This is a genomic window from Bacteroides sp. AM16-13, assembly GCF_003602705.1.
GTDB classification, from domain to species: domain Bacteria; phylum Bacteroidota; class Bacteroidia; order Bacteroidales; family Bacteroidaceae; genus Bacteroides; species Bacteroides xylanisolvens.
In genome coordinates this window covers 104,568-122,154 of the sequence record NZ_QTLK01000017.1, presented here as the reverse complement: position 1 = coordinate 122,154, position 17,587 = coordinate 104,568, and the positions used below count along the sequence as shown (strand labels likewise).

Annotated in this window: 11 protein-coding genes and 1 tRNA gene; 7 read left to right on the top strand and 5 right to left on the bottom strand. The window is 44.3% G+C overall.

From position 1 onward, the window contains the following. Window positions 1-21: 21 nt before the first annotated feature. The 5 genes from DW173_RS15105 (at window position 22) to secDF (ending at window position 7,968) form a co-directional block, all read left to right on the top strand. Window positions 22-699, top strand: coding sequence for a rhomboid family intramembrane serine protease (locus DW173_RS15105; RefSeq protein WP_049701323.1), 678 nt, complete (start codon window positions 22-24; stop codon window positions 697-699). After that, window positions 680-1,585, top strand: a complete 906-nt coding sequence (locus tag DW173_RS15100) for a rhomboid family protein (protein WP_120144686.1) — start codon at window positions 680-682, stop codon at window positions 1,583-1,585. Before DW173_RS15105 ends, DW173_RS15100 begins: the two co-directional genes overlap by 20 nt. A gap of 4 nt (window positions 1,586-1,589) precedes the next feature. Beyond that, on the top strand, window positions 1,590-2,675 hold the full coding sequence (locus DW173_RS15095) for an endonuclease/exonuclease/phosphatase family protein (RefSeq protein ID WP_004317192.1): 1,086 nt from the start codon (window positions 1,590-1,592) through the stop codon (window positions 2,673-2,675). Window positions 2,676-2,706: 31 nt separating this feature from the next. Further along, entirely contained in the window at window positions 2,707-4,791 is a 2,085-nt protein-coding gene (locus DW173_RS15090; protein ID WP_085929003.1) for a M3 family metallopeptidase, read from the top strand. A gap of 165 nt (window positions 4,792-4,956) precedes the next feature. Further along, window positions 4,957-7,968, top strand: coding sequence for a protein translocase subunit SecDF (secDF, locus tag DW173_RS15085; protein WP_004317186.1), 3,012 nt, complete (start codon window positions 4,957-4,959; stop codon window positions 7,966-7,968). A 173-nt stretch (window positions 7,969-8,141) separates the two neighbouring features. Here the strand turns inward: secDF and DW173_RS15080 are convergent. Continuing rightward, window positions 8,142-8,213, bottom strand: a tRNA-Arg gene (locus tag DW173_RS15080). 203 nt (window positions 8,214-8,416) lie between these two features. Between DW173_RS15080 and DW173_RS15075 the strand changes: the two genes are divergently transcribed. Further along, on the top strand, window positions 8,417-10,267 hold the full coding sequence (locus DW173_RS15075; RefSeq protein WP_120144685.1) for a 2-oxoacid:acceptor oxidoreductase subunit alpha: 1,851 nt from the start codon (window positions 8,417-8,419) through the stop codon (window positions 10,265-10,267). A 3-nt stretch (window positions 10,268-10,270) separates the two neighbouring features. Beyond that, complete coding sequence (locus DW173_RS15070; protein WP_120144684.1) at window positions 10,271-11,281, top strand: 2-oxoacid:ferredoxin oxidoreductase subunit beta; 1,011 nt, start codon at window positions 10,271-10,273, stop codon at window positions 11,279-11,281. Between the two features lie 274 nt (window positions 11,282-11,555). Here DW173_RS15070 and DW173_RS15060 read toward each other — a convergent pair whose 3' ends face one another. From DW173_RS15060 to DW173_RS15045, 4 genes are read right to left on the bottom strand one after another with little or no spacing between them, the layout of a single operon-like run. After that, window positions 11,556-12,746 carry an AGE family epimerase/isomerase gene (locus DW173_RS15060; protein WP_120144683.1) on the bottom strand — a complete coding sequence of 397 codons (1,191 nt, stop codon included), beginning with the start codon at window positions 12,744-12,746 and terminating at the stop codon, window positions 11,556-11,558. Between the two features lie 12 nt (window positions 12,747-12,758). Then, window positions 12,759-14,132: an MFS transporter gene (locus tag DW173_RS15055; RefSeq protein WP_120144682.1), complete on the bottom strand. Its 1,374-nt coding sequence runs from the start codon at window positions 14,130-14,132 to the stop codon at window positions 12,759-12,761. Between the two features lie 29 nt (window positions 14,133-14,161). Next, window positions 14,162-15,334, bottom strand: coding sequence for a glycosidase (locus DW173_RS15050; protein WP_120144681.1), 1,173 nt, complete (start codon window positions 15,332-15,334; stop codon window positions 14,162-14,164). Between the two features lie 41 nt (window positions 15,335-15,375). Continuing rightward, window positions 15,376-17,586 (bottom strand): alpha-galactosidase, encoded by a 2,211-nt coding sequence (locus DW173_RS15045; RefSeq protein WP_120144680.1) that lies wholly within the window; start codon window positions 17,584-17,586, stop codon window positions 15,376-15,378. Window position 17,587: the final 1 nt, after the last annotated feature.

The window sequence follows — 17,587 nt, the reverse complement described above, 5'->3', positions numbered from 1 at the left end:
AAATATTCAGAAATTAAAATGATGCCAACTGTAACTAAAAACCTGATAATTATCAATGTACTAGTATTTTTCGGGACAATCGTAGCCCAACGTTACGGCCTGGATTTAACGAATTATCTGGGATTACATTTTTTCCTCGCAAGTGACTTTAATCCGGCACAGCTTATCACTTATATGTTCATGCACGGCGGATTCAGCCACATTTTCTTTAATATGTTTGCAGTTTTCATGTTCGGACCGATTCTCGAACAAACCTGGGGACCCAAACGTTTTCTCTTCTACTATATTCTCTGTGGTATCGGTGCGGGACTTATCCAGGAAGGAGTGCAATATATTCAATATGTGATAGAACTTAGCCAACATACACAAGTGAATTTGATCGGATATGGCGTTATCCCTATGGAGCAATATCTGAACATGATGACCACCGTAGGTGCCTCGGGAGCCGTTTACGCCATTTTGCTGGCATTTGGTATGCTGTTTCCCAACAACCGGTTGTTCATCTTTCCGCTGCCTTTCCCTATCAAAGCGAAGTTCTTCGTGATAGGATATGCCGCAATTGAATTATGGGCAGGGCTTGCCAATAGCGCCGGAGATAATGTCGCTCACTTTGCTCACCTGGGAGGAATGTTATTCGGATTGATCCTGATTTTATATTGGAGAAAAAAAAGCAATAACAATGGGACATATTATAGCTGATTTAAAGGAGACATTCAGAAGAGGAAATATTTTCATCCAACTGATTTATATCAACGTAGGCATCTTTCTGATCGGCACGTTGATTAACGTTTTCTTGCGACTTTTTGAAGTAAGTACCCCCGATATATTCGGTATATTTGCCTTACCGGCATCCTTTATCGGATTTATTCATCAGCCGTGGTCGTTATTTACTTATATGTTTATGCATGCCGGTATCCTGCATATTTTATTCAATATGCTCTGGCTGTATTGGTTCGGAAGTTTGTTTCTCTACTTTTTCTCGGCCAAACATTTAAGAGGACTATATGTATTGGGAGGTATCTGCGGAGGCTTACTGTATATGATCGCCTACAATGTATTTCCTTTATTCAGTTCGCAAGTGGTAGGCTCAACATTGGTAGGAGCGTCGGCTTCCGTATTAGCCATCGTAGCCGCTACGGCTTATCGTGAGCCTAATTACAGGGTGCAACTTTTTCTTTTCGGCGCTATTCGTCTCAAATACCTGGCACTGGTTGTTATCGGAATCGATGTATTATCCATCACCTCAAGTAATGCCGGAGGACATATCGCCCACCTGGGCGGTGCTCTTGCTGGACTTTGGTTTGCTGCCAGCCTAAATAAAGGAACTGATTTGACTTCCTGGACCAACTGGATTCTGGATGGTTTCATCTCCTTGTTTCAGAAGAAAACATGGGAACGGAAACCGAAAATGAAGGTACACTATGGAAACAGTGCCACCGGTCGCGAGAAGGATTATGATTACAATGCCCACAAAAAAGCACAGTCTGATGAGGTGGACCGTATTTTGGAAAAACTAAAAAAATCCGGTTACGACAGTCTGACAACTGAAGAAAAGAAAAGCTTGTTCGACGCAAGCAAAAGATAAAAGAATGGAACATATTGGCAAATTTGTCGCATATCTGATACTTGCTGTCAACGCTCTCTTCGTGGGAACGTTGATATTAAGCGCTTATAGCCCTTACCTTAACCCGAAAATAAACCCACTTGCCTCCAGCTTGGGACTTGCATTTCCGATATTCCTGACGATTAATCTGATTTTTATCGGCTTCTGGGCATTCGTCAACTACCGCTATGCACTCTTGCCTGCCATCGGTTTTCTGATTTGTATTCCGCAGATACGAACTTATATTCCTTTTAACTCCACCACTAAAACCATACCGGAAGGAAGCATCAAAATCCTATCCTATAACGTAATGAGTTTCAACAATCTGGAGAAGAAAGATGGAAAGAACCCTGTATTATCTTATCTTGTAGATAGCAACGCCGATATTATCTGTCTGCAAGAATATAACACCGCTACCAACAAGAAATACCTGACGGAACAGGATATTAAAAAAGCATTGAAAGCCTATCCTTACCAATCCGTCCACCAACAAGGGAAAGGAGATGTGCAACTTGCCTGTTTCTCCAAGTTCCCCATACTCTCGATACATCCCATCAAATATGAAAGTAATTATAACGGTTCCATGAAATATGTATTGAATGTAAATAACGACACTCTTACATTAATCAACAACCACCTGGAATCCAACAAACTCACCAAAGAAGACAGAGGGATGTATGAGGATATGATTAAAGACCCGAATGCCAAGAAAGTAAAAACCGGACTTAGGCAATTAATCAGAAAACTGGCGGAAGCATCGGCTATCCGGGCTTCACAAGCTGATTCTGTGGCTAAAGCCATTGCAGCATGTAAATATCCGACAACTATCGTATGCGGCGATTTCAACGACGGTTCTATCTCGTATACACATCGCATCCTGACTCAAAAACTAGACGATGCATTCACACAGTCCGGTAAAGGATTGGGCATTTCCTACAATCAGAACAAGTTCTATTTCCGCATAGACAATATCTTGATCAGCCCCAACCTGAAAGCCTACAATTGCACGGTAGACCGGTCTATCAAAGCATCAGACCACTACCCGATCTGGTGCTATATCAGTAAACGATGAGAACTGAAAACTCTAATAAAAAACACTTATGATGATTAAAAAGACACTAACCATTTTAGCAGTAAGTTGTATGATGTACTCCTGTGCTACGAAAACAGAAAGCAATCCTTTCTTTACAGAGTTTCAAACCCAGTATGGTGTTCCTTCTTTCGACAAGATTAAATTGGAGCACTATGAACCTGCCTTCCTGAAAGGGATAGAAGAGCAGAATCAAAACATCGAAGCTATCATCGAAAGTCCGGAAATTCCGACATTCGAAAATACAATTGTAGCTTTGGATAACAGCGCACCTATCCTGGACCGTGTGAGCGCCATTTTCTTCAATATGACAGATGCGGAAACGACTGACTCACTAACCGCACTTTCCATCAAACTGGCACCGGTTCTTTCAGAACATGATGATAATATCTCTCTGAACGAGAAACTGTTTAAGCGCGTGAACGACGTCTATCAAAAGAAGGATTCGCTGAACCTGACATCGGAACAAGAACGTCTGCTGGACAAGACTTATAAAAGATTTGTCCGTTCCGGAGCAAACCTTAATGCCGAAGACCAAACCCGCCTCCGCGAAATCAACAAGGAACTTTCTACACTCGGCATTACTTTCAGCAACAATATACTGAATGAGAATAATGCTTTCAAACTCTTCGTTGACAAAGAAGAAGATCTGGCAGGATTGCCCGAATGGTTCCGCCAAAGCGCCGCTGAAGAAGCAAAAGCAGCCGGACAACCCGGAAAATGGCTATTCACCCTGCATAATGCCAGCCGCCTGCCTTTCCTGCAATATTCAGAAAATCGCCCGCTTCGGGAACAAATATACAAAGCTTACATCAACCGCGGTAACAACAACGACGAAAACGATAACAAGGAAAATATCCGTAAGATCGTTTCTCTCCGCCTGGAAAAAGCTAAATTATTAGGTTTCGACTGCTATGCAAACTTCGTTCTCGACGAAACGATGGCAAAGAACGCCAGTAACGTAATGAGCCTTCTAAACAACCTTTGGAGCTATGCACTGCCAAAAGCAAAAGCGGAAGCTACCGAACTTCAGAAATTAATGGATAAGGAAGGCAAAGGAGAAAAACTGGAAGCATGGGATTGGTGGTATTATACCGAGAAACTACGGAAAGAAAAATACAACCTGTCCGAAGAAGATACAAAACCTTACTTCAAGCTGGAGAATGTGCGCAATGGCGCTTTCACTGTAGCCAACAAGCTATATGGTATCACTCTTACCAAGCTCGAAGGTGTCCCTACCTACCATCCTGATGTGGAAGTCTTCGAAGTGAAAGACGCAGACGGTTCGCAACTCGGTATCTTCTACGTCGATTATTTCCCACGCTCCGGAAAAAGCGGTGGCGCATGGATGAGCAACTACCGCGAACAACAAGGAGATACCCGTCCGTTAGTATGCAATGTTTGCAGCTTTACCAAACCGGTAGGCGATACTCCCTCTCTATTGACAATGGATGAAGTAGAAACTTTGTTCCACGAATTTGGGCACGCTCTGCATGGACTGCTGACAAAATGTGAATACAAAGGAACATCAGGCACTAATGTAGTACGCGATTTTGTAGAACTTCCTTCTCAAATCAATGAACACTGGGCTACTGAACCGGAAGTACTGAAAATGTATGCCAAACATTATCAGACAGGAGAAGTGATACCCGACGAAATCATCGAAAAGATACTGCAACAGAAGACTTTCAATCAGGGCTTCATGACTACCGAATTACTGGCTGCCGCCATCCTCGACATGAACCTGCACACCGTAACAGATGTAAAGAATATAGACATGCTTGCATTCGAAAAAGAAGCCATGGACAAGCTCGGTCTCATCCCCGAAATAGCACCGCGTTATCGCGTGACTTACTTCAATCATATCATTGGTGGTTACGCAGCCGGATACTACAGCTATCTATGGGCCAATGTACTGGATAATGATGCTTTTGAAGCCTTTAAAGAACATGGTATCTTTGATAAAAACACCGCCGACCTCTTCCGTCACAACGTATTGGAGAAGGGCGACAGCGAAGACCCGATGGTGCTTTACCGGAATTTCCGTGGAGCGGAACCAAGCTTGGAACCGCTACTGAAAAACAGAGGAATGAAATAATTCAGTAAAAAAGCCCTTAAACATCAAATATTTGAGGGCTTATTACACATGAATGTGAAAAAAAAACTATATTTGCAGCCTTGTATACGGCAAAAAGAACTTGTGTACGACAGAATTTAACTGAAAATTAAATTAAAAAAGTAATCATCATAAATTAAAAGTAAAATGCAAAACAAAGGATTTGTAAAGGTTTTTGCGGTATTACTCACGCTGGTATGCGTGTTCTACCTCTCCTTCTCCTTCGTAACACGCCATTATACCAACAAGGCGAAAGAAATTGCGAACGGCGACCCGAAAGTGGAACAAGACTACCTCGACTCTCTCTCTAACGAGAAAGTAATGCTGTGGAACTGGACACTGAAACAATGTCGTGAGATGGAGATTAGTTTAGGTTTGGACCTGAAGGGTGGTATGAACGTTATCCTCGAAGTTTCCGTACCTGATGTTATCAAAGCATTGGCAGACAACAAGCCTGACGAAGCTTTCAACAACGCATTGGCGACAGCTGCAAAACAGGCTGTCAACAGTCAGGATGATGTTATCACCCTGTTCATCAGAGAATACCACAAAATTGCTCCGGACGCAAAACTTTCCGAACTTTTCGCAACACAACAGTTGAAAGATAAAGTTAACCAGAAATCATCAGATGCAGAAGTTGAAAAAGTGCTGAGAGCAGAAGTAAAAGCTGCTGTTGAAAACTCATTCAACGTTCTTCGTACCCGTATCGACCGTTTTGGTGTTGTTCAACCGAACATCCAAAGTCTGGAAGACAAAATGGGACGTATCATGGTGGAACTTCCGGGTATTAAAGAGCCGGAACGTGTGAGAAAACTTCTCCAAGGTTCTGCCAACCTGGAATTCTGGGAAACTTATACAGCTAGAGAAGTTCTCCCTGCCATGCAATCTGCAGACGCCAAATTGCGTGTTATTTTAGCTGAAGGAACAACAGCTGATACAGATACTATTGAAGCAGTCCTTACCGAAGCCACTCCGGTTGAGAAAAAAACTGTAAGTGCTGCCGACAGCCTTGCAGCTGCCCTGAAAGGTGACGTAACTGCTGAAGATAAGTCTGCCGCAAATATGGAAGAAATCAAAAAGCAATATCCTTTGCTGTCCATACTTCAGTTGAATTCTAGCGGACAAGGTCCCGTTATTGGTTATGCCAACTACAAAGATACTGCTGACATCAACAAATATCTGGCTATGCCGGAAATCAAAGCTGATCTTCCAAAAGACCTTCGTCTGAAATGGGGTGTTTCTCCTTCTGAATTTGACAAGAAAGGACAGACTTTCGAATTATACGCTATCAAGTCTACCGAACGTAACGGCAAAGCTCCGTTGGAAGGTGACGTAGTAACAGATGCGAAAGATGAATTCGACCAATACAGCAAACCGGCTGTAAGCATGACAATGAACTCTGACGGTGCACGCCGCTGGGCTCAGTTGACTAAGCAGAACATTGGCCGTTCCATTGCTATCGTTCTTGATAACTATGTATATTCTGCACCAAACGTAAACTCTGAAATTACAGGTGGACGTTCACAGATTACAGGTCATTTCACTCCTGAACAAGCAAAAGACTTAGCTAACGTATTGAAATCAGGTAAGATGCCGGCTCCGGCTCACATCGTACAGGAAGATATCGTTGGTCCGTCACTGGGTCAAGAATCAATCAATGCGGGTATTTTCTCATTCGTTGTAGCCCTGATTCTGTTGATGATTTACATGTGCTCTATGTACGGCTTCATCCCAGGTATGGTTGCTAACTGCGCGTTAATCCTCAACTTCTTCTTCACGCTAGGTATTCTTTCATCCTTCCAGGCTGCGCTGACAATGTCCGGTATAGCCGGTATGGTATTGTCACTTGGTATGGCTGTGGATGCGAACGTACTTATCTATGAACGTACAAAAGAAGAGCTTCGTGCAGGTAAGGGTGTGAAGAAAGCACTTGCCGACGGTTATTCAAATGCATTCTCGGCTATCTTCGACTCTAACTTAACATCTATCATCACAGGTATCATCCTGTTTAACTTTGGTACCGGTCCAATTCGTGGTTTTGCTACGACATTGATTATCGGTATCTTGGTATCCTTCTTTACTGCAGTGTTCATTACTCGTATTGTTTATGAACACTTCATGAACAAAGACAAGTGGTTGAACCTGACATTCACAACCAAGATTTCAAAGAATCTGATGACCAATACACATTTCGATTTTATGGGTACAAACAAAAAGTCCCTTATTATCGTCAGTGCAATCATCGTTGTTTGTATCGGTTCATTTGCCATCCGTGGTTTGAGTCAGAGTATCGACTTCACTGGTGGGCGTAACTTTAAGGTACAATTTGAGAATCCTGTAGAACCGGAACAAGTTCGTGAATTGATCTCTAGCAAATTTGGCGACGCCAACGTAAGCGTTATTGCTATCGGTACAGACAAAAAGACCGTACGTATCAGTACAAACTACCGTATCGAAGATGAAGGCAACAATGTAGACTCTGAAATCGAATCATATCTATATGAAACCTTGAAGCCGGTATTGACTCAGAATATCACATTGGAAACTTTCATCGACCGTGACAATCACACAGGTGGCAGTATCGTAAGCTCACAGAAAGTAGGTCCGAGTATCGCAGATGACATCAAGACAGGCGCTATCTACTCTGTAGTATTGGCACTGCTCGCCATCGGTTTGTATATCTTGCTCCGTTTCCGCAACATTGCTTACAGTATCGGTTCTATCGTAGCTTTGAGTTGCGACACCATTATGATTATCGGTGCCTATTCACTGTTCTGGGGTATCCTGCCATTCTCTCTGGAAATCGACCAGACATTTATTGGTGCTATCCTGACAGCTATCGGTTACTCTATCAATGATAAGGTGGTAATCTTCGACCGTGTACGTGAGTTCTTCGGTTTATATCCGAAACGTGACAAACGAGTATTGTTTAACGACTCTCTGAACACAACTCTGGCTCGTACCATCAATACATCATTAAGTACATTGATCGTATTGCTGTGTATCTTCATCCTCGGTGGTGATTCAATCCGCAGCTTTGCATTCGCAATGATCCTGGGTGTTGTTATCGGTACATTATCTTCACTGTTTATTGCATCTCCGATTGCATACAACATGATGAAGAACAAGAAAGTCGTAGTACCAGCTACGGAAGAATAATAAACTCCACAAATAGAAAAGCCTCTTCCGAACATTCGGTAGAGGCTTTTTCTATTGATTATTAAAACAAATAGAAGCTATAAGACGTTCATCTTAAAAGAAGCTATTGTTACACTTAAAACTTGATACAATATGAAAGCAAAACAATACCACTCTCATAGATTCTTCTGTAGTAGCCCCGAGGGGAATCGAACCCCTATCTAAAGTTTAGGAAACTTCTATTCTATCCGTTGAACTACAAGGCCGCTTCAAATTTGCTTGCAAAGATAACGGTTTCTGTCGATTTAACAAGAATAAAAATGCAGGTTCCTTTCAGATATTTCAAATAATTGGCGTCAATAGGACAATAAAGTAGGATTTATTTTGATAATTCGATTAACTTTCCGACCTTTGCGCTCACAAATTGAAAGTAAAATCAGTTTTTAAATTAAATATAGTAATTAAAGTTATGGCAGACGAAATGATGGTTAAAGAATTGGAGGAAGTAGTAGTACGTTTCTCCGGCGACTCCGGCGATGGTATGCAGCTGGCCGGCAACATCTTCTCGAACGTGTCGGCTACAGTGGGAAATGACATCTGTACATTCCCTGACTATCCGGCAGACATCCGCGCCCCGCAAGGTTCGCTAACCGGTGTTTCCGGTTTCCAGGTCCACATCGGTGCCGGACAGGTTTACACTCCCGGAGACCGTTGCCACGTATTGGTGGCTATGAACCCTTCCGCACTGAAAACACAAATCAAATTCTGTAAACCGCAAGGACTTATCATCACCGACTCCGACTCATTCGAAGCCAGAGATTTGGAAAAGGCACAATTTAAAACCAACAATCCCTTTGAAGAATTAGGAATAAAACAGGAAGTATTGGAAGTTCCTATCTCTTCCATGTGCAAAGAGAGCCTGAAAGACTCCGGATTGGATAACAAATCGATTCTCCGTTGCAAAAATATGTTTGCACTCGGATTGGTTTGCTGGTTGTTCAACCGTAACCTTGCTGCTGCTGAAAAAATGCTGCGCGAGAAATTCGCCAAGAAACCCGAAATAGCAGAAGCTAATATTAAGGTATTGAACGATGGCTTCAACTACGGAGCAAACACTCATGCTTCTGTCTCTACTTATAAGATTGAAAGCAAAGCTCCGAAATCAAAAGGACTTTATACAGATATCAACGGTAATAAAGCAACCGCTTACGGGCTGATTGCCGCAGCTGAAAAAGCAGGTCTGGGGCTCTACCTGGGTTCTTATCCTATCACTCCGGCTACTGATATTCTGCACGAATTAGCTAAACATAAATCATTGGGAGTCAAAGCTGTACAGTGCGAAGATGAAATAGCCGGTTGTGCTTCTGCAGTTGGTGCCGCTTTTGCCGGTGCTTTGGCAGTGACTACGACTTCCGGCCCCGGTGTTTGCCTGAAGAGTGAGGCGATGAACCTTGCTGTAATCGGTGAACTTCCATTGGTGATTGTCAATGTACAGCGTGGCGGTCCGTCTACCGGTCTTCCTACTAAATCAGAACAGACCGACTTATTACAAGCCCTTTACGGACGCAACGGCGAAAGCCCGATGCCTGTAATCGCCGCAACATCGCCGACCAACTGTTTCGACGCCGCTTATATGGCATGCAAGATTGCCTTGGAACACATGACTCCGGTTGTATTGCTGACTGATGCTTTCGTAGCTAACGGTTCTGCCGCATGGAAACTCCCTAATCTGGATGAATATCCTGCCATCAATCCTCCGTATGTGACCCCGGATATGGCCGGCAACTGGACTCCTTACCAACGTAATCCGGAAACAGGCGTACGCTACTGGGCTACTCCGGGAACTGAAGGATTCATGCACCGCATCGGTGGTCTTGAAAAGAGCAACGAAACAGGCGCTATCTCTACCGAACCCGAAAACCACAATAAGATGGTTCATCTGCGTCAGGCCAAAGTGGATAAGATTGCAGACTATATCCCCGAACTCGAAGTATTGGGTGACGAAGATGCAGACTTATTGATTGTGGGTTGGGGTGGTACTTACGGTCATCTCCGTCTGGCTATGGACTTTATGCGTGATCACGGAAAAAAAGTGGCATTCGCACACTTCGAGTACATCAATCCGCTGCCGAAGAATACAGCCGATGTATTGCGTAAATACAAGAAAATCGTGGTAGCTGAACAGAATCTGGGACAATTCGCAGGTTATTTGCGCATGAAAGTGCCCGGATTGAACATCAGCCAGTTCAACCAAGTGAAAGGACAGCCTTTCGTTACGAGAGAATTGATAGATGCATTCACTAAATTATTGGAGGAATAAAAGATGAGCGATAAAGTATATACCGTACAAGATTATAAATCAGGCCAACCACGCTGGTGTCCGGGATGCGGTGACCACGCTTTCCTGAACTCACTGCACAAAGCTATGGCCGAACTGGGAGTAGCTCCGCACGATATTGCCGTCATTTCCGGTATCGGTTGTTCTTCCCGTCTGCCTTACTATGTAAATACATATGGGTTCCACACTATCCACGGACGTGCCGCTGCTGTTGCAACAGGAGCTAAAGTAGCCAATCCCAATTTGACTATCTGGCAGATTTCCGGTGATGGTGACGGTCTGGCAATTGGTGGTAACCACTTCATCCACGCATTACGCCGTAATGTCGACCTGAATATGATTCTTCTGAACAACCGTATCTACGGTCTGACAAAAGGACAATATTCACCGACTTCAGAACGCGGACTTGTCACCAAATCATCTCCTTACGGAACAGTGGAAGACCCGTTCCATCCGGCAGAGCTGGCTTTTGGCGCCCGCGGACGTTTCTTTGCACGCTGCATTGCAGTAGATGGTGCCGCTTCTGTAGAAGTGTTGAAAGCAGCAGCCAATCACAAAGGTGCTTCTGTTGTAGAAGTTCTACAGAACTGCGTGATCTTCAACGACGGAACTCACGCCAGCGTTGCCACCAAAGAAGGACGTGCCAAGAATGCTATCTATCTGGAACATGGCAAACCGATGTTATTTGGTGAAAACAAGGAGCTCGGATTGATGCAGGAAGGCTTCGGGCTGAAGGTAGTGAAACTGGGTGAGAACGGTATCACAGAAAAGGATATCCTTATCCACGACGCACACTGCCAAGATAATACGCTTCAACTGAAGCTGGCTTTGATGGAAGGTCCCGACTTCCCGATTGCACTCGGTGTAATCCGTGATGTAGACGCTCCGACTTACAACGATGCTGTCGTTGAACAAATCGAAGAAATCAAAGGCAAGAAGAAATATCACAATTTCCAGGAGCTGTTGATGACTAATGAGACTTGGGAAGTGAAGTAATTCACTGCTCATCAATAATATAAAAGCTGGAGGAAGGATAAAACAATCCCTTTCTCCAGCTTTCATTATAAATACACCTCAAGTTTGCTTAAAGGTCATCTTCAGTCATCCCACAGCATACTGGGCGTCACCCCACAAGCCGTGGTTTGTTTCATGCCATGAAACCATTTGTTTCTCGGTGTGAAACGAAATGTTTCAAGCAGGGAAACAAAGTGTTTCACGCCGAGAAACAAACAGTTCCAAACAGGGTTGGAACTAAACGGCTGCAATGAAATCAAAAGCGCTCCATTATCTCCATACACATACGCCCGTTATGGTAAGGACATTTCCAAAATCCGGCTTTATCATCCTCACGGTTGACAGTCCCATCAGCCGAAAAGCTCCAGTACCATTCTCCATTTGCATAATCAATTAAATGCTTTTTGATGAACTCCCAACACCGGACAGCGCGTGACAAAGATAGCTTGTCACCGAAATGTTGATATAGATTCATAAATCCTACCACTGTTTCAGCTTGTACCCACCAATGCCGGTCGGCATCAATAGACGAACTGTCAGTCCGTAATTCGTAAATCATTCCTCCGTCGGAAAGAAAGCCCTCCGCAGCAGCTTCAGCCATCTCAACGATATACATTTCTATTTCGGTCAATAGTTGGCGGTCAGCAAGTACGAGTGCCGCCTCATGAATAAGCCACGACGCTTCAATATCATGACCGTAAGATATAATATGGTAATTGCTTCGCCAGTTGTCGTCAAAGAAAAGTTGCAGATGCCTTGTGTCCATATCCATAATCTCATCAATGAACAAACGGATAAGATTATGCAACCGGCTTTTCAGCATTTCATCCTTCCATACCCGGAAAAGATTGGTATAAGGCTCAAGAATATGCAAATGAGTATTCATCGTTTTGCGTTCATTAGCATCCTTGTCACTGAGACGCATATCTGCTATTTCTCCCCATTCTCTGGAAAACGCTTCATAATACCCATTTTTTCCTTTGTCAAAACAATGCAATTCGATGTCATGAAAAAGGCGGACAGCATATTCCAAAGCCTCGTCGTCCGCCGTTGCCCGATGATACTCACTCAGTCCATAAATAGCAAATCCGATAGCATAGACCTGCTTCTTTGTATCCAAAGGCTGCCCATGAGCATCTATGCTCCAATAAATTCCTCCAAATTGTGTATCATAAAAGCGGTCGATTATTTCACGTTTGGCACGAGTGGCAATTTCCAGATATTCGGTCTTATGCAACAGGCGGTAAGCAGCAGAGAACGTCCACAGAATGCGTGCATTCATGACAGCTCCCTTCTCCGCTTCAGCAACCAAACATTCCTGCCCTGTGATGCGACCGTAAAATCCTCCATTCCCTCTATCCTGCATTTTTTCTATCCAGTAAGGAAGAATATTAGTGGTAAGCACTTGTTGCACTTCCTCTTTCAGGCATTCAATAGTAGTTTCCATAATCCTAAATGTTTAATGTTGGTTTCTCTTCTGTTCCAGTTCCCCGATGATTTCTTTCATTCTTCTTTCGGATAGCGGATACATGCTGATGAATAAAATACTCAATAAGGTACCTATGGCAGGCAAAAAGCTGAGAAACATCCTGATACCATTAATAGCCTGGTCGTTTTGCACCACATTCGCCTGGAAACCGAAGTACCCCAACAACCAGCCAGTGACAGCGCTGCCGATTGCCCACCCGAACTTCTGGCTCATGGATGAAGAAGAAAATATCAGTCCGGTAGCCCTGTTACCCGTTTTAAGTTCGGAATAGTCTACACAATCGGCATACATGCTCCATAAAAGAGGAAAAATACTGCCGGCACAAATACTGATAAGTATCTGGAAAATAAAAATGAGTACGAGATTCTCTTTATCGAACCAGTAGAAAACGATACTGAGCACCGTTGCAACTACCATAGCCCACATATAAGTTCTTTTCTTCCCGATGCGGTTGCTGACCGGAGCGGCCAAAACCACTCCGACAATATTAGCCGCCTGTCCAATAGCCAGGTACAGTCCGCTTAATACAAATGGGATACCTAGAAAAGTAACCGGCTCATTACTATTTTCTACAATAAAGTACTTGAAATAATACACAGTGGCACCGTCACGAATGGAATTGAAAATCAAGGCAGCAATACCCGCTCCCAACAAAATCCACCAGGGACGGTTGTGCAACAAATCTTTCAAATCATCTTTCAGCGGGGCTTGCTTCTCCCTGATAGGTTTCACACGCTCACGGGTCAAAGCAAAACAACCGATAAAAAAGACAGTACACATGACAGCTATCACAGTCACAGCCATTTCCCAACCATATTGCTCGCCATGTCCCTCGCTAAAAGCATTCACCATAGGCATGAACAGCAACAATGCGATGAAACTGCCCAAATAGGCAAATACCATGCGGTAGACAGACAGTACATTGCGGTCGTGCGGTTCGGCACTCATTACACCTAACAGAGAAGCATAAGGCACATTGATAGCAGAATAAACCATCATCATCAGTGAGTAAGTAATATAGGCATATACAATCTTCGCCGTCATGCTCCATTCGGGAGTAGTAAAAGTAAGGATTCCGATGAAGGCAAACGGAAAAGCAAGAAATAGCAGATAAGGGCGGAACTTCCCCCACCGTGAATGAGTGCGGTCGGCAATGATTCCGACAATAGGATCGAATGCCGAATCCCATACACGAGTGACGAGGAACATAGTCCCCACAACGGCTGCAGACATCCCGAATACATCCGTATAGAATATCATAAGATAAGAGCCGAACAACTTCCAGAACATAGAGGAAGCCATGTCTCCCAAACCGTAGCCAATCTTTTCTTTTAGTTTTATCATGGTAGACCGTTATTTAAGGATGCTGTGCATCAACTCATCAATTTCAGGTTTTTCGCAATCTGGCGTTTCAGTGTTTCCACAGAAGCAGATGAAGAATAACCGTCTTGCGGAGTATTCAGACAATAATCCACCAATCGGTCTATGGTAGAAGTTGCCACATGCATACGTGTATCACTCGAAGCGTAATAAATGAATACTGTTCCGTCTTCATCTGCAATCCAGCCATTGGAAAACAGTACATTCGAAACATCTCCCACACGCTCCCCGCCTTCGGGAACCATGATTGCCCCGGCAGGAGAAGCTATCACACGCGTCGGGTCTTCAAGAGAAGTCATATACATATAAAGAACATATCTTAACCCGGCGGCACATCCGCGAACCCCATGTGCCAGATGCAGCCACCCTTTAGGAGTCTTGATAGGATGCGGCCCTTCTCCATTCTTCACCTCTTTGATTGTATGATAATAGCGCCGGTCGATAATCGTTTCCTCTCTTACCTCCGCATGAGTCATATCGTCCACCAATGCCCAGCCGATTCCCCCTCCGCTTCCGGCATCGATGAATCCGTCCTGCGGACGGGTGTAAAGTGCATATTTCCCATTGACGAATTCGGGATGAAGCACGACATTGCGTTGCTGGCTTCCGGTCTTCAAATCAGGCAGCCGCTCCCAGTTCACAAAATCTTTGGTGCGAGCTATGGCAGCAGTGGCAGTTGCCGACGACAAGTCGCCCGCCGGTGCTGCCGGGTCATGTCTTTCCGCACAGAAAATGCCGTACACCCAGCCGTCTTCATGCGCCGTAAGGCGCATATCATAAATATTGGTAGCCGGAATCACATCTTCGGGCATCGTAATAGGATAATCCCAAAAACGGAAATTGTCAATGCCATTAGGACTCTCGGCCACCGCAAAAAACGATTTACGGTCGGCACCTTCCACACGTACTACCAACAGGTACTTGCCGTTCCATTTAATAGCTCCGGAATTCAATGTAGCGTTCATACCGATACGCTCCATCAGATTAGGGTTGGATTCAGGATCCAAATCATAACGCCAGAAGACAGGAGTATGGGCAGCTGTCAGTATCGGATACTTATAACGGGTGAAAATACCGTTACCGTCTTCCAAAGGCACATTCTTGCGGGTAATCAGTTTATTGTAATCATCAAACAGAGTATTCAACTTCTCTTTAAATGTAATCATATCAATCGTCAAATTAAATGTCGTTATTCTCTTATATATATTCACTTAACCTCTTCCAGATAAAGTACCCGGCTGGAATAATCACTCAACTTATGGTAATCCACTTTGTGATTATAAGGCATTTCCAGCCCGTTCGCCATCAGATACGCACCGCTGAAAGCTTTTCCTTCGTAATCCAGAGGCTGGTTGTCTATCTTGTTCAGCTCGGTCACCTTATAAATCTTATCCGGATGAAGCCCCGCCATCCTGATACGCGGCAAATGCTGGTTGCAAAAATGCTCGGTCTTCCACCAATAGAACACAGCCTTCTCTTTTTCCGGTGCGACATACATCAGCGAAGCTGCTCCCAGCCTGTCATACGGAGAAAGCAACCGGTAAATATCTCCCAACTGTACCACAGGACGAATCATTTTATAATCAGCAATAGCTTTACGGCATAGCTCTTTCTCTTCGTCTGTCATATTCTTGGGCTGTATTTCCATTCCCAAACGACCGCTCATAGCCACATCGATACGATATTTCAAAGGAATGGTGCGGAAAGTCTGATGATTGGGCGCAGCACTGATATGTGAAGCCATAGCTATAGCCGGGAAGAAATAAGAGGCTCCCCATTGCATATAAATTCGCTGCAACGCATCCGTATTGTCACTCACCCAAAACTCATCAAAGTAAGGAAGCACTCCATAATTGGCACGCCCGCCTCCACTGGCACACGCCTGTATGGTGAGTTCCGGATATTTGGCACGTATCCGGCGGCAAACATTCTCAAATCCCCGATGATAGGCAATATACAGATGACTTTGTTCATCCTTCGGCAGATAGTCCGACCCATGATTCATAATAGCCATGTTCGCATCCCATTTGATGTAATCTATTTCCGGATAATTGGTCATCAAAGTGTCTACAAGATTGAATATGAAATCCTGCACCTGCGGATTACCCAAGTCAAGCACCACCTGCGTCCCTCCACGCCCCAATACCGGTTCGCGCAAGGGAGCTTTCAATATCCATTCCGGATGTTTTTCGTAAAGTTCGCTAGTGGTATTGGCCATTTCCGGTTCAATCCATATACCGAACTTCACCTTATATTGGCGGGCATCGTCCACCAATTTACGGATACCACCGGGCAGCTTCCCGGTATCCACCTTCCAGTCGCCCAATGAAGAATTATCAGAGTTACGTTTGTATTTATCGCCAAACCACCCGTCATCCATCACAAACAGTTCACCGCCCATAGATGCGATATCTCCCATCATCTGGTTCATACCGTTCTCGTTGATATCAAAATACACTCCTTCCCAACTGTTCAGCAATATTTTACGGAGAGAATTTCCATGCGCCAGTTTGTATTTGCGCGCCCAACGATGAAAGTTACGGCTGCATCCACTCAACCCTTCGGCACTATAAGTCAATGCTAAAGCCGGAGTTATGAAAAGCTCTCCTTTCTTCAAGTTATAAACTGAATTTTCTTCATTTATGCCGGCATAAAACTGGTGATATTCACTGTCGTCCGTATCAATGCGCAGTTTGTAGTTTCCGCCATAACAAAGAGCTGCACCAATGACATTGCCATAGTTCTCCTGAGGTTTCCCGTCAAGCGAGAACATCACCTCGGCATGTGCCGTATGTGAATTTCTCACACCGTCCCGGTTCTTTATCACTTTCATGCCCGGTTCAAGAGGTTCCTGCACAAGCCTTCCCTCGTTGGCCCATGAGCCATACAGACTTGATAACCATACATCTCCCCTTCTCACAGGCAGAAAAGCCGAATCAAACTTACGTAACATAACGTTCTTTTTCTCCGCATGGGCTATCTCCGTCCAAGTCTCTATGATATCGACATCGGAGTAGGCCTTGTAGCACACATTCACAGAAAACGGATAGACCTTGTCTTTCAGTTTAATGACAGCAGTAACTGCTCCGTCAGTGTTCTTTATTTCCGTACCAGCCACTTCCATTTGCAAAGTCATATTCCCGTCGGCATGAGTCACTGCCAGCGCCGACTCACCCGGGCAGTTCATACCATATACCGGATAAGCCGCATGTTGCATGGTAGGTGCATTATAAACTTCGCGACAGTCATTTTCAGTAAGCTTACTGCCATAATATACATACTTCAACTCTCCTCCCGCCGGAGCCGAGAGCACCAGTGAGGTACGAGGGGTTGACAAATGTATATTTTGGGCAGCCAGGTCTCCTGTTACAAACAAAAGCATAGTAAACAGGCAGATTCTAATCAGGTTCTTCATCATG